General features: G+C 63.8%; 14 protein-coding genes and 1 tRNA gene. 2 read left to right on the top strand and 13 right to left on the bottom strand.

Features of this window, described 5'->3' with window-relative positions; all coding sequences use genetic code 11:
* Positions 1 to 72: 72 nt before the first annotated feature.
* The 4 genes from ACTIIH_RS11085 to ACTIIH_RS11070 form a co-directional block, all read right to left on the bottom strand.
* Positions 73 to 146, bottom strand: a tRNA-Arg gene (locus ACTIIH_RS11085).
* A 121-nt stretch (positions 147 to 267) separates the two neighbouring features.
* Complete coding sequence (locus ACTIIH_RS11080; protein WP_441090362.1) at positions 268 to 474, bottom strand: hypothetical protein; 207 nt, start codon at positions 472 to 474, stop codon at positions 268 to 270.
* 88 nt (positions 475 to 562) lie between these two features.
* Positions 563 to 877 (bottom strand): thiamine-binding protein, encoded by a 315-nt coding sequence (locus ACTIIH_RS11075; RefSeq protein ID WP_441090361.1) that lies wholly within the window; start codon positions 875 to 877, stop codon positions 563 to 565.
* 83 nt (positions 878 to 960) lie between these two features.
* Complete coding sequence (locus ACTIIH_RS11070) at positions 961 to 2,151, bottom strand: acetyl-CoA C-acetyltransferase (RefSeq protein ID WP_441451764.1); 1,191 nt, start codon at positions 2,149 to 2,151, stop codon at positions 961 to 963.
* A gap of 232 nt (positions 2,152 to 2,383) precedes the next feature.
* Here ACTIIH_RS11070 and ACTIIH_RS11065 point away from each other — a divergent pair, with 232 nt between their 5' ends.
* Positions 2,384 to 4,039 (top strand): cell division protein, encoded by a 1,656-nt coding sequence (locus tag ACTIIH_RS11065; protein ID WP_441090359.1) that lies wholly within the window; start codon positions 2,384 to 2,386, stop codon positions 4,037 to 4,039.
* A gap of 117 nt (positions 4,040 to 4,156) precedes the next feature.
* Here the strand turns inward: ACTIIH_RS11065 and ACTIIH_RS11060 are convergent, their stop codons facing one another.
* The gene (locus ACTIIH_RS11060) at positions 4,157 to 4,453 is read right to left on the bottom strand and encodes a hypothetical protein (protein WP_441090358.1); all 297 of its coding nucleotides are present in this window, start codon (positions 4,451 to 4,453) and stop codon (positions 4,157 to 4,159) included.
* A gap of 30 nt (positions 4,454 to 4,483) precedes the next feature.
* Between ACTIIH_RS11060 and nucS the strand changes: the two genes are divergently transcribed.
* Entirely contained in the window at positions 4,484 to 5,179 is a 696-nt protein-coding gene (gene nucS / locus ACTIIH_RS11055; RefSeq protein WP_441090357.1) for an endonuclease NucS, read from the top strand.
* A gap of 120 nt (positions 5,180 to 5,299) precedes the next feature.
* Here nucS and murA read toward each other — a convergent pair whose 3' ends face one another.
* The 8 genes from murA to ACTIIH_RS11015 form a co-directional block, all read right to left on the bottom strand.
* On the bottom strand, positions 5,300 to 6,613 hold the full coding sequence (murA, locus tag ACTIIH_RS11050; RefSeq protein WP_441090356.1) for a UDP-N-acetylglucosamine 1-carboxyvinyltransferase: 1,314 nt from the start codon (positions 6,611 to 6,613) through the stop codon (positions 5,300 to 5,302).
* Positions 6,613 to 7,080: a DUF2550 domain-containing protein gene (locus tag ACTIIH_RS11045; protein WP_441090355.1), complete on the bottom strand. Its 468-nt coding sequence runs from the start codon at positions 7,078 to 7,080 to the stop codon at positions 6,613 to 6,615. The genes murA and ACTIIH_RS11045 overlap by 1 nt, the downstream gene beginning before the upstream one ends.
* Before the next feature lie 22 nt (positions 7,081 to 7,102).
* Complete coding sequence (locus tag ACTIIH_RS11040) at positions 7,103 to 7,363, bottom strand: F0F1 ATP synthase subunit epsilon (protein WP_441090354.1); 261 nt, start codon at positions 7,361 to 7,363, stop codon at positions 7,103 to 7,105.
* A gap of 3 nt (positions 7,364 to 7,366) precedes the next feature.
* Positions 7,367 to 8,815: a F0F1 ATP synthase subunit beta gene (gene atpD, locus ACTIIH_RS11035; RefSeq protein WP_101545512.1), complete on the bottom strand. Its 1,449-nt coding sequence runs from the start codon at positions 8,813 to 8,815 to the stop codon at positions 7,367 to 7,369.
* 26 nt (positions 8,816 to 8,841) lie between these two features.
* Complete coding sequence (locus tag ACTIIH_RS11030; RefSeq protein ID WP_101545510.1) at positions 8,842 to 9,774, bottom strand: F0F1 ATP synthase subunit gamma; 933 nt, start codon at positions 9,772 to 9,774, stop codon at positions 8,842 to 8,844.
* A 31-nt stretch (positions 9,775 to 9,805) separates the two neighbouring features.
* Positions 9,806 to 11,440 (bottom strand): F0F1 ATP synthase subunit alpha, encoded by a 1,635-nt coding sequence (atpA, locus tag ACTIIH_RS11025; RefSeq protein ID WP_441090353.1) that lies wholly within the window; start codon positions 11,438 to 11,440, stop codon positions 9,806 to 9,808.
* An 81-nt stretch (positions 11,441 to 11,521) separates the two neighbouring features.
* Positions 11,522 to 12,328 (bottom strand): F0F1 ATP synthase subunit delta, encoded by an 807-nt coding sequence (locus ACTIIH_RS11020; RefSeq protein ID WP_441090352.1) that lies wholly within the window; start codon positions 12,326 to 12,328, stop codon positions 11,522 to 11,524.
* On the bottom strand, positions 12,328 to 12,854 hold a 527-nt coding region (locus ACTIIH_RS11015; RefSeq protein WP_441451759.1), incomplete at its 5' end, for a F0F1 ATP synthase subunit B. The genes ACTIIH_RS11015 and ACTIIH_RS11020, both read right to left, overlap by 1 nt.

The raw sequence follows: 12,854 nt of genomic DNA, 5'->3' as shown, positions 1-12,854 counted from the left end.
TCGGCGCGGAATTGCTCAGCGGCTGAGCAGACCGGTCGAATCCGCCCGATAGCCGACCGCGGGCATGACAAGCGCCCCCGGCGGGGCTCGAACCCGCGACCTACCGCTTAGAAGGCGGTTGCTCTATCCGACTGAGCTACGGAGGCTCAAATATCGTAACCGATGCCCGGATGAGAACAGAAAGCGGCCCCGGCTCGGTGGGGACTGTCGCAGTCGCCGCCGCGAACCGGGGCCGGATCGCTGCCGTGGAAGCTCGGCAGGAGAACCTCAATAATGACGGGCCGCGTTCTCCATCGATCTGCGCACTGTCACTAAGGACACGGCGACCACTCCCGTCATCGCCAGGATGACTGGTGCGGCTTCGATGCCGAACGCGAAGTCGACGATGATCGGAAAGAATACCGCGAGCATGAAGCCCGCCAACGCGACGAGCGTGAGTGCCGTGGCAACCGAGCAGAACTTTGCACCATTCAATGTCCATCTCCTTCGATCGATGCATCCGATGGAGAAAGACTGACGCCAGATGAGACTCACGTCACTGAGAATTTCAGAAGAATCGGACTCAGGATTCCCCGCGGGCGTCGATCGCCTTCTCCAGACGCTCGAGTTTGCCGCCGATCTCTCCGGTGTAGCCGGGTCTGATATCGGCCTTGACCACCAGCGACACCCGAGTGCCGAACTCACCGACCGCCTCGGCGGCGTCTTTGATGACCGCGAAGACTTCGTCCCATTCGCCTTCGATGGTCGTGAACATCGAGTCCGTGCGGTGCGGCAGTCCGGACTTGCGGACGATCTCGACGGCTGCGGCCACGGCGTCGTGGACCGACGCATCGGCCCCTTCTCCCCCGCTGGGCGCGACTGAGAATGCTGCGAGCATGGTGATCCTTCCTATCCAGCGCGGCGGGGAGCAGATCGACTCCCCGCAACATCATGTCTCTGACTGCGAGTGAACGGTTCTGCTCAGGCCCGAGCAGGCACTGTGACGATGAGCGAATCACCCTGCCCACCGCCGCCGCAGAGTGCGGCGATACCGGTGCCGCCGCCTCGACGCTGGAGCTCGAGGGCAAGCGTGAGGACGACTCGGGCACCCGAGGCGCCGATCGGGTGGCCCAGCGCAACGGCGCCTCCGTTGACATTGACCTTGTCCTCGTCGATGCCGAGATCCTTCGCGCTGGCCAGACCGACAGCGGCGAAGGCTTCGTTGATCTCGTAGAGATCGAAGGAGTCGGCCGCAACGCCCTCACGTTCGGCGGCGGCCTTGATGGCCTGGGAGGGCTGATGCTGGAGAGTCGAGTCCGGTCCGGCGGTCCATGCATGCGACCGGATCTCCGCAAGGATCGGAGCGCCGAGCTCCTCGGCCTTCTCACGCGACATCACCACGACGGCGCAGGCTCCGTCGGAGATCTGCGAGGCGTTGCCGGCGGTGATCGTTCCATCCTTGCGGAAAGACGGACGCAGCTTGGACAGGGAGTCGACAGTCGTGTCCGGGCGCACCCCCTCATCGGCGGAGACGGTGACATCGCCCTTGCGCGAGCTGATGGTCACGGGAACGATCTCGTCAGCGAAGGCACCGGTCTCCTGTGCCGCCGCAGCGCGCTGGTGCGAACGAGCGGAGAAGGCGTCCTGCTCGGCGCGGGAGAACTCACGGTCACCGGCGTTGGCCTCTTCGGTCAAACCGCCCATGGCCTGATCGGTGAAGGCGTCCCAGAGACCGTCGTAGTCCATGTGGTCTTTGACGACGACATCGCCGTACTTATAGCCCGAACGCGATTTCATGAGCATGTGCGGCGCCTGGCTCATCGACTCCTGACCGCCTGCGACGACGACGTCGTACTCGCCGGCGCGGATCAGCTGAGCGGCCTGAGTGATCGTATTGATCCCCGATAGGCACAGCTTGTTCACCGACACGGCCGGAACAGACATGGGGATGCCGGCCTTGACTGCAGCCTGTCGACCGGGACCCTGGCTGTTGCCGGCCTGGAGAACCTGACCCATGATCACGTAGCCGACGTCGGAGCCCTGGATGCCGGCGCGATCGAGAGCACCGGCGATGGCTTCGGCGCCGAGCTCGACGGCGCTGAGTTTCGACAGCTCGCCCTGCAGCCGCCCGAACGGTGTCCGTGCTCCGGCGACGATCACTGCATCAGCCATATATTCCTCCTCGGATTTCCGCGCTGCGGACTTGTGTCCGCAGCACGTATGCGTTTCGACATCCTCCAGCCTAGTCGAGACCCATGTGGCCTGCATCACTGGGTCCGCACAGCCCTGGCTGCGGCCCTGTCCACACCGCGCATTCGCACCCAACACTCATGGAGTCTCCGTTAGAGTAGGACGAGAACAGCCCAAGGACACCCCCTTTCCACGATGACAGGAGTTCGCTTCAGTGACGCCCACCGAAGAATTCCGCACAGCAATGCGCGGCTACGAGAAGAGTGAAGTCGATTCGCGTCTGCAGCAGTTGCGCACCGAGGTCGAATCGGTCCGCAAGGCTCTGGCCGATGCGCGCAGTCAGGTCATCAATGCAGATCGGGCGAAGCTGCAGATCGCCGGAGAGCTGTCCGAAGCCAAGGCACAGCTGAAGAAGGCTGCCAACGACAACGCGGAGGCCGCCGGCCCTCCCGGAAGCCGCATCGATCATCTGCTCAAGATCGCCGAATCACAGGCCCGTGAGACCCTCGCCCAGGCCAATTCCGACGCTGAGACGATCCGGAACAAGGCTCGCGCCGAGGCCGCCTCCGCGCGTGCGCGCATGCACACCGAGAGCAACGACACTCTGTCCAATGCCCGTTCGGAAGCCGATGCGATCACGTCCTCGGCCGAGCTGCGCGCCGAAGAGACGATCAAGGCCGCGGAGAAGCGCGCTGCCGAGCTCAGCGCGACCACCGAACGCGAGACCAACCAGGCCAAGGAAGCGAATGCCGCTTCTGCGAAAGAAGCTCGCGAGAGTCTGGATCTCGAGCTCTCCGAGCTGCGAGCGACCGCCGAGAAGGAAGCTGCCGACCTGCGTGCCGAGGCCAAGACCGAGGCAGAAGAGACAGTGGCCGCTGCACAGGCACAGGCCGATGAGCTGCTCAAGGCCGCAAAGGCCCGTGATGAGGCGTCGAAGAAGGCCGAAAACGACTTCGACGTCGAACTCGCGAACAAGCGCAAAGAAGCCGAGTCCGAACGCAAGAAACGCTACGAAGAGGCACAGGCCGAGAACAAGAAGCTCGTCGAAGAGGCTCAGGCCCGTGCGGCGAAGGCCGACACCGAGGCGAAGGAAGCTGCCGAGCGTGCCGAGCAGACTCGCACCGACGCAGTGAAGAAGGCCGACGAGATCATCGCCGACGGAAAGTCCCGTGCGCAGACACTCATCGCCGAAGCTCGGGCCACCGCCGAGGCGACCATCGAGGAGTCCGCGGCAGAGGCCAAGCGCAATGTCGCCTCCGCCCAGTCGCAGGTCGATCTGCTCACGAAGCAGCGCAAGACGATCACCGCTCAGCTCGATCAGCTCCGTTCGCTGTTCGCAATGCCCGGGGTCATGGGCGGCGACACAGTGGATCCGGCGCAGGCAGAATCGGCGTCTCACGCCACCGAGCAGATCGCCGACGGCCAGGAGCTCGAAGACCTGCTGGCCGACGACGACTCTTCGCATGCGACGACGGCCGACGAATCGGCGAAGTCGTCCGGTGACGAGAAGTCCGGGGATTCCGCGAAATCGACCGACGACGCATCGTCGACAGACACCACTGCCGAGTCTTCGAAGACCGAATCCACGAGCTCGACGTCGACCGGACCTGCGAAGAAGGGTCAGACGGGACCTCAGGGCAGCAGCTCAGCGAAGACGTCCGCTCAGTCGGCCGAAGGGACGGAGTCGACTCCTGCTTCGAAGAACGCTCCGGGATCGGATGCCGACTCCGCCGATGATGCCGAGGACACTGCGAGCGAGGACCTGCCCAACGGTGCCACCGACGAGGACACCATCTCGATCGATGCGCAGGTCTCCGGCTCGAAGAACAACAACTCGAAGACCTCACGCTCGCGCAACTCTCTGCGCTGAGGCCGACTGAGACGATCATGACGAAGGGCCCCGCTGTTGCGGGTCCCTTCGACGTTTCCGACGTAGCACCTCGGTCGCCGGCGACCGTTCGTCCGACAGACTGCAGGTGGCGAGAGATCACCGGAAGCGGTCGAAGCAATGCTGGTGCCAGTGGCGTCTGCTCTCGACCCCGATTTCGATTCCGTGCGGGGCGTCCTGCCGCCAGGCGACGATATGGCTCGAGGCGGCACTGACGTCGCGGCCGCAGCCTGGGCAGACATAGACCTTGCCGGATTCGTTTCCCTTCACGGTCTGCACAGACCAGGTTCCGTCCGGCAGAGAACGGCTCGTCCTCATACCTGACACGGAGTCGGACAGATCGCGGGGAGCCTGCTGCCATTTGTTCTTGCGACGCGATGATGAAGATCGTGGCATCGAGTCATTGTCTCACGTAGGCTGAAGCGCGTGCGTCTAATCATAGCCCAATGCTCCGTTGATTATGCCGGTCGTCTGACCGCCCACCTTCCGATGGCCACCCGCCTCATCATGCTCAAGTCCGACGGCTCGGTGCTCATCCATTCCGACGGCGGTTCCTATAAGCCGCTGAACTGGATGACGCCGCCGTGCACGGTTCGGCATATCGAGCCCGATGACGAGCAGGCAGAGGCCGGCCTGACCGAGCTGTGGGAGGTCTCTCAGACGAAGACCGGCGACCGCCTCATCATCTCCATCGCCGAGGTCCTCGCAGACGACACCTACGAGTTCGGAGTCGACCCTGGACTGGTCAAGGACGGTGTCGAAGCACATCTGCAGGAGCTGCTCGCCGAGCACATCGAGACCCTCGGCGAAGGCTACAGTCTGGTTCGCCGCGAATACATGACGGCCATCGGTCCGGTGGACATCTTGGCTCGTGACGACGGGCAGAAGTCAGTGGCCGTGGAGATCAAACGCCGCGGCGACATCGACGGCGTCGAGCAGCTCACTCGTTATCTCGAACTGATGAATCGCGATCCCCTCCTCAGCCCCGTCCACGGTGTCTTCGCAGCTCAGGAGATCAGACCGCAGGCACGTACGCTCGCTGAAGATCGGGGCATCCGGTGCATCGTCCTCGACTATGACGCACTGCGCGGAATGGACGACCCCGAGACACGCCTGTTCTGACCCAGGCCTGCCCTATGCGCAGGAAGAGCACCGTGAGGACAGATCCCTCACCGGGCACGGAAGGGCTCCACCGGGCTCGGACGCCGACGACTCCTCGACGAAGAGCGTTGCGTGGGAACTTCAGCCGAAGTTGAGAATGTCTCGCTTCTCGACCCGCTGGACGTCGACACCGAGGCTGCGCAGGTTATCGACGAAGTTCTCATAACCGCGTTCGATGTGGTCGATTCCGGACACTTCGGTGACTCCCCCGGCGCGCAGTGCGGCCATGACCAAGCCGGCTCCCGCCCTGATGTCGGAGGCCTCGACTTCGGCGCCGGAGAGGCTCTCGCTGCCGGTGACAAGCGCGTGGTTGCCGTCGATGCGGACCTTCGCACCGAGGCGGGCGATCTCCTGGACGAAGCGCCAGCGTGCTTCGAACAGGTTCTCCGAGAGCAGACCGATTCCGTCGGAGACCGAGTTCAATGCGATGACGAACGGCTGCAGGTCGGTCGGGAATCCGGGAAACGGCATGGTGGCGACCCGGATGGCGTGAGGACGCTGAGCGCCGATGACACGGAACCCCTTGCCTTCGGTCCCATCCCCGAGGATGATCTCGCCGAGGTCTTCGACCGTGGCGCCCGAATCGCACAGCTTCATTCCGATGTTGGGCATGATGTCGAGCCCGACTCCGCGCACGGTCACGTCACCTGCGCTCAAGGCAGCGCCGAAGGCGAAAGTCCCCGCGACGATGCGATCGCCGACTGTGCGATGGATCACCGGCTGCAGCGATTCGACACCGGTGATGGTGAGGTCGGACGTGCCCACTCCCTCGATCTGTGCACCCATCTCGACGAGCATCGTGCAGATGTCGACGATCTCGGGTTCGCGCGCCGCGTTGGCGATGGTGGTGGTGCCCTGAGCGAGAGTCGCTGCCATAACGAGGTTCTCGGTGGCACCCACGGAGGGGAACTCGAGGACGATCTCAGTGCCGCGCAGGCCGTTCGGAGCCTCGGCGACGAAGTAGCCGTGGTCAAGATGGACGACTGCTCCCAGTGCCTCGAGCCCGGCCTGGTGCATGTCGAGTCCGCGGGAGCCGATGGCATCTCCGCCGGGGAGTGCCACATGCGCGGCGCGCATCCGTGCGGTCAGCGGCCCGAGGACGGAGATGGACGCCCGCATCGCACGGACGAGTTCGTAGTCGGCCTGGATGCCGACTTCGGCGGGGACGTCGATGCTGACAACGCCGTCTTCAGCGTCATAGTCGACCGTGCAGCCGAGGCGGACGAGCAGTTCGACCATGATACGCACGTCGAGGATGGCCGGGACGTTGGTGATGGTGGTGCGCCCCACGGCGAGGAGGCTCGCGGCCATGAGCTTGAGGACGCTGTTCTTGGCGCCCCTGACATCGATGGTTCCCGCCAACTGTGCGGGCCCGGTCAGGCGGAAGACATCCATTAAGTGAACCGTCCCATCGTCGGATTGAAGCCAGGGGGTGATGATTCGAGCCACGAAGCCATCGTGGACAGAGATTCGGTGTCCATTGCCAGGGACACCGAACGCGGACGACCGTCCGCCTTGCCGTACGAGCAGTCGACGATGACCGCTTCGGGCAGAACCGAGTACTGCTCACCGGAGGTGGGCTTGCGCCGGACGAGGATGTCCAGATCCGCGCGCGGCAGTCGGAACGCGGCACGGCGCGTCAGTGCGAAGACCGGATACCAGTCCAGGGACGTGACCGAGAACACAGCCACACCCAAACGCCAACGTGGGCGAGAAGAGTACTCCTCGCCCACGTTGATGGAACAGTCAAAGGCACCCGAGAGCTTCGAGATCGACCTGCGTCGGATCGTGACGACCACGATCAGAGCAAGCGCGAGTCCTACCAACGAGAGCAGAACGATCAGCAGGACAGAAGGGTTCACGGTTGCCAATGTAACGCGCAGATCAGAGAAGTTCGGCCTGATCAGCGGCAATGATCACACGGTTGTTCTCCACCGAGAGGAACCCACCATCGGCTTTGACCCTGATGGTGTCCTCTCCCGGGGTGAGAATCCGTGCCTCGCCGTCGGCGACGACACCCAGCACGGGCTCGTGACCCGGCAGGATGCCGATCTCGCCGTCGAGGGTACGGGTGATGACGCGCTTAGCCTCACCCGCCCATACCTCGCGATCAGCAGCCACGACATTCACTTCGAGTGTCGCCATGGCTTACTTCTGCATCTCTTCGTAGTTGCGCATGACATCGTCAAGGCCACCGACATTGAAGAATGCCTGCTCAGGGATGTGGTCGACTTCACCGGAGCAGATCTTCGAGAAGCCTTCGATCGTGTCGGCCAGCGGCACGGTCGAACCGGGAACCTGAGTGAACTTCTCCGCGGTGTAGGTGTTCTGCGAGAGGAACTGCTCGATGCGACGTGCACGGTGAACGACGAGCTTGTCCTCTTCACCGAGTTCATCGACACCGAGGATGGCGATGATGTCCTGCAGCTCCTTGTTCTTCTGCAGAATCGCCTTGACCTCGTTGGCGACGCGGTAGTGCTCGTCACCGACGATCAGCGGATCGAGGATGCGCGAGGACGAGGCCAGCGGGTCGATAGCCGGGTAGAGACCGCGCGAGGCGATGTCGCGGCTGAGCTCGGTGGTCGCGTCGAGGTGCGCGAAGGTCGTCGCCGGAGCCGGGTCGGTGTAGTCATCGGCCGGAACGTAGATCGCCTGCATCGACGTGATCGAGTGACCACGAGTCGAGGTGATGCGTTCCTGCAGCAGACCCATCTCGTCAGCCAGGTTGGGCTGGTAGCCCACGGCCGAGGGCATGCGACCCAACAGGGTCGAGACCTCGGAACCGGCCTGGGTGAAGCGGAAGATGTTGTCGATGAACAGCAGCACGTCCTGGTTCTGCACATCGCGGAAGTACTCCGCCATGGTCAGCGCCGACAGCGCCACGCGCAGACGGGTGCCTGGCGGCTCATCCATCTGACCGAACACGAGCGCGGTGTCCTTGAAGACGCCGGCCTCGTCCATCTCCATGATGAGGTCGTTGCCCTCACGGGTCCGCTCGCCCACACCGGCGAACACCGAGGTTCCCGAGTGGTTGTGCGCGATACGGAAGATCATCTCCTGGATGAGGACGGTCTTGCCGACACCGGCGCCACCGAACAGACCGATCTTTCCACCCTGAACATAGGGGGTCAAGAGGTCGATGCTCTTGATGCCGACTTCGAGGATCTCGGTCTTGGACTCGAGTTCGTCGAAGGCCGGAGCCTGACGGTGGATGGGCCACCGCTCGGAGATCTCCAGCTCCTCGCCGTCGGCGAGGTTGAGGCAGTCACCGGTGGTGTTCCACACGTGGTGCTTGGTCACGTCTCCGACGGGAACGGAGATCGGTGCGCCGGTGTCGACGACTTCCTGGCCGCGGACGAGTCCGTCGGTGGGCTGCAGCGACACGGCGCGGACGAGTCCGTTGCCCAGGTGCAGTCCGACCTCGAAGGTCAGCTTCCTGGTTCCCTCGGACAGGTCCACTGACGTGGTCAGTGCGTTGTAGATCTGGGGCACGGAGTCGAGCGGGAACTCGATGTCGACAACCGGGCCGATGACTCGGGAAATCCGGCCGAGGGCAGTGCCCTGTGCCGGAGAGGTTTCCGTTGCTGTGGCAGTCATGGTCTCTTTCTCTCTGCTCTCGCCGGTCAGTCGCCGGCTGCCGATGCCGCGAGGGCATCCGCCCCACCGACGATCTCGGTGAGTTCCTGGGTGATTTCCGCCTGGCGAGCCGTGTTGGCCAACCGGGTGTAGGTCTTGATGAGATCATCCGCGTTGTCCGTGGCCGTCTTCATCGCTGCCTGACGTGATGCCTGCTCCGAGGCCGAAGCGCTCAGCAGGGCCGACAGGATGCGCGAATCGATGTACCGCGGCAGCAGTGCGTCGAGGACAGCCTCTGCACTCGGTTCGAACTCATAGAGAGGGAACGCGGACGCATCGGTCGAACCTGCGGACTGTCCGCCTGTCGTCGCCTCATCGGCGTCGACGACCTCCAGCGGCAGCAGTCTCCGGTATTCCGGATCGTGTGTGACGCTGGAGACGAACTTCGTGAACACGATGTAGATCTCATCGACACCCGAGTCCTCGGATTCCGGATCGAAGTTCTCCAACAGAGCTTCGCCGATCTCGCGGGCGACCTCAGCCGTCGGATTCTCGGAGATTCCTGTCCAAGACTTCTCGATCTTGCGATCGCGGAAGGTGTAGTAGTTCTTTGCCTTGCCTCCGACCGTAAAGAGCTCCACCTGCTTGCCTTCGCCCTTCAGGAGCCGAACGAGCTCCTCCGCCTCACGCAGCAGGTTCGCCGAGTAGGCACCGGCGAAGCCGCGGTCCGGACCGATCACGAGCACTGCGGCTCGCTTGACGTTGTCCGACTCGGTGGTGAGCACGTGGTCGACGTTCGACTCGCTGGCCACCGCCGACACGGCCCGGGTGAGGGCGTTCGCGTACGGGCTGGCGGCCTGCGAGCGGGCAATGGCCTTCTGAATCCGCGAAGCAGCGATGAGTTCCATCGCCTTGAAGATCTTCCTCAAGGACTGAGTCGAGCGGATCTTCTGTTTGAAGACCCTCTGCTGGGCTCCCATCAGTTCTTCCTTTCGCCGTTACGGAACAGGTTCAACGCTTCTGCCGAACGATCTGCTCCTGCTCGACCTCGTCAGAGGAGGCGGTGGCTGTGTCTTCGCTGCCGGCCTTCGATCCGCCGTGGTCAGAGCTGGCGAAGTTGCGCGAGAACTCGTCGAGCACGTTCTTCAGCTCTGCACTGGTGTCGTCGTCGAGCTTGAGCGTCTCACGGATGGTTGTGAAGATGCCCGTCTTGCGTTCGATGTGGTCATGCAGCTCGGACTCGAAGCGCAGCACGTCCTCGACCGGGATCTCGTCGAGGTAGCCGTTGGTGCCGGCGAAGATCGACACGGTCTGCTTCTCGAACGGCATCGGCGTGTACTGACCCTGCTTGAGCAGCTCGGTCAGGCGTGCGCCACGGGCCAGATCGCGCTTCGTCGCATCGTCGAGGTCGGAGGCGAACATCGCGAACGCCTCGAGTGAACGATACTGAGCCAGCGAGATCTTCAGCGTGCCCGAGACTCCCTTGAGAGCCTTCGTCTGAGCGGCACCACCGACTCGCGACACGGACACACCGACGTCGACAGCGGGGCGCTGACCGGCGTTGAAGAGATCCGACTGCAGGAAGATCTGACCGTCGGTGATCGAGATGACGTTGGTCGGGATGAAAGCACCGACGTCGTTCGCCTTGGTCTCGATGATCGGCAGACCGGTCATCGAACCGCCGCCGAGCTCATCGGAGAGCTTCGCACAGCGCTCGAGGAGACGCGAGTGGAGGTAGAAGACGTCACCCGGGTAGGCTTCACGGCCCGGCGGGCGACGCAGCAGCAGCGAAACCGCACGGTAGGCCTCGGCCTGCTTCGACAGATCGTCGAACACGATGAGGACGTGCTTGCCGTCGTACATCCAGTGTTGACCGATGGCGGAACCCGAGTAGGGGGCCAGGTACTTGTAGCCGGCGGGATCGGAAGCGGGTGAAGACACGATGGTCGTGTATTCGAGAGCACCGGCCTCTTCGAGCGAGCGGCGGACACCCGCGATGGTCGAGCCCTTCTGGCCGACGGCGACGTAGATGCAGCGGACCTGCTTCTTCGGGTCGCCGGTCTCCCAGTTGGCCTTCTGGTTGATGATCGTGTCGATCGCCAGAGCGGTCTTACCGGTCTTGCGGTCGCCGATGACCAGCTGACGCTGTCCACGGCCGACGGGGATCATCGCGTCGATGCTCTTGTAGCCGGTCTGAAGGGGCTCGCGCACCTCCTGGCGGTCCATCACACCTGCGGCCTGGAGCTCGAGCTCACGACGGCCGACGGTCTCGATGTCGCCGAGTCCGTCCACGGGACGACCCAGCGGATCGACGACGCGGCCGAGGTAGCCGTCGCCGACGGGGATGGAGAGGACCTCACCGGTGCGGTAGACGTTCTGCTCCTCGGCGATTCCGGAGAACTCACCGAGGATGACGACGCCGATTTCGCGCTCGTCGAGGTTCTGTGCGAGGCCCAGGGTTCCGTCTTCGAACCGCAGGAGCTCATTGGCCATGGTGCCGGGCAGACCCGAGACGTGGGCAATTCCGTCACCAGCGGTGACGACCTTGCCGACCTCGGCCTTTTCCGAGCTCTCGGGGTTGTACGAGTCAACGAACTTCCGGAGAGCGTCCCGGATCTCTTCCGGGCGAATTGTCAGTTCCGCCATCTGGTTTCCCTGCTTCCTTTACTCAAATCTTGCGTCCGACGACCGGTAGGCCGCCGATGCCGGAGAAGCCGGCCACTAGTGTCAACCTGCGAGCTTACGCTGCACATCGGCCAGTCGATCGGCCACGGTCGAGTTCATCATCTCGTCGCCGACCTGCACCCGGACTCCCCCGATGACCTCGGGATCGACCTGGACATTGAGGACGAGTTCACGGCCGTAGCTGGCCGACAGTGCTGCCTGCAGCCGTTCGGTCTGGGACTCGCTCAGCGGCTTGGCCACGGTGACGTCTGCAACCGAGCGCTGCTGCCGGGCTGCGAGGATGTCGCTGTACTGGTCGAGAGCCTTCGCCACGCGGAGTCCGCGCGGGTGCAGTGCGGCCTGCTCGACCAGTCGGATGGTGTCAGGCTGAGCCTTGCCCGACAACAGGTCGGAGATGAGAGCGCGTTTGCTCTCGGCGTCAGCCTGAGAATCGAGTGCCCGGGACAGCTCGTGGTTGGATTCCAGCAGACGCGCGAAGCGGAAGATCTCCTCTTCGACCTGCCCCAGCTTCCCGTCCGCCTGTGCGGCAGCGGCGATCGCTGTCACACCGGCGACTTCGAGACTGGTGACGAGATCCTGGGTCCGCGCCCAACGATGGCCGACGGCCTCGTCGCTGATCCGGAGGACCGCGTCCGTGATCCGAGTCGAGAACAGAGTCCGCAGCAGCTGCTGCTTCCTCTCGGCCGATTCGGACGAATCCGCCAGGGCCTTGCGCAGTGTGACGTTCTCAGCGAGAACTCCGACCACAGCCAGAGTGCCTTCGCCGATCTCTCGCGGGTCTCCCCCGGAGATCTCGGAGTTCGCGGTCTCCAGGACGGCCTGCAGGGACAATCTGCTCGACTGGAGCATCACGCCCCCTTGACCGGCTGGCCGGACGATTCGGACTCGAGATCGGAGATGAAGCGATCGACCACATTGGCCGAACGCTGATCATCGGTGAGGGACTCGCCGACGATGCGCGAAGCCAGATCCGTGGCCAGCGAACCGACCTCCGAACGCAGCTGCACCATGGCGGCCTGGCGTTCGGCGTCGATCTGAGTCTGTGCCTGAGCGATGATGCGATCAGCCTCGGAGTGAGCCTGGGCCTTCATGTCGGCGATGATCTGGGCGCCTTCTTCCTGAGCCTCGGCGCGCAGTCGTGCAGCCTCTGCACGACCGTCGGCGAGCTGCTTCTGATATTCGGCCAGAGCCTGATCGGCTTCGGCTTGCACCTTCTCGGCCTTCTCGATGCCACCCTGGATGCGCTCGGCGCGCTCATCGAGGGTCTTGTTGAAGGCGGGAAGGACGTACTTCCAGACGACCAGGAAGACGATCAGCAGGCAGACGGCACTCCAGACGATGTCGTAGACCGCCGGGAGAAGCGGGTTCTCCGCGG

The organism is Brevibacterium sp. (genome assembly GCF_052105255.1).
GTDB lineage: Bacteria > Actinomycetota > Actinomycetes > Actinomycetales > Brevibacteriaceae > Brevibacterium > Brevibacterium linens_B.
Note: the sequence above shows the minus strand (reverse complement) of the source record. Positions and strands in the feature narration are given on the sequence as shown.

Bases quoted from the DNA above. Each gene is read 5' to 3' on its own strand.
- ACTIIH_RS11040 (WP_441090354.1), bottom strand. From the start codon at position 7,363: ATGGCGACACTCGAAGTGAATGTCGTGGCTGCTGATCGCGAGGTATGG.
- ACTIIH_RS11075 (WP_441090361.1), bottom strand. From the start codon at position 877: ATGCTCGCAGCATTCTCAGTCGCGCCCAGCGGGGGAGAAGGGGCCGAT.
- ACTIIH_RS11070 (WP_441451764.1), bottom strand. From the start codon at position 2,151: ATGGCTGATGCAGTGATCGTCGCCGGAGCACGGACACCGTTCGGGCGG.
- atpA (WP_441090353.1), bottom strand. From the start codon at position 11,440: ATGGCGGAACTGACAATTCGCCCGGAAGAGATCCGGGACGCTCTCCGG.
- murA (WP_441090356.1), bottom strand. From the start codon at position 6,613: ATGGATGTCTTCCGCCTGACCGGGCCCGCACAGTTGGCGGGAACCATC.
- atpD (WP_101545512.1), bottom strand. From the start codon at position 8,815: ATGACTGCCACAGCAACGGAAACCTCTCCGGCACAGGGCACTGCCCTC.
- ACTIIH_RS11030 (WP_101545510.1), bottom strand. From the start codon at position 9,774: ATGGGAGCCCAGCAGAGGGTCTTCAAACAGAAGATCCGCTCGACTCAG.
- ACTIIH_RS11020 (WP_441090352.1), bottom strand. From the start codon at position 12,328: ATGCTCCAGTCGAGCAGATTGTCCCTGCAGGCCGTCCTGGAGACCGCG.
- ACTIIH_RS11060 (WP_441090358.1), bottom strand. From the start codon at position 4,453: ATGCCACGATCTTCATCATCGCGTCGCAAGAACAAATGGCAGCAGGCT.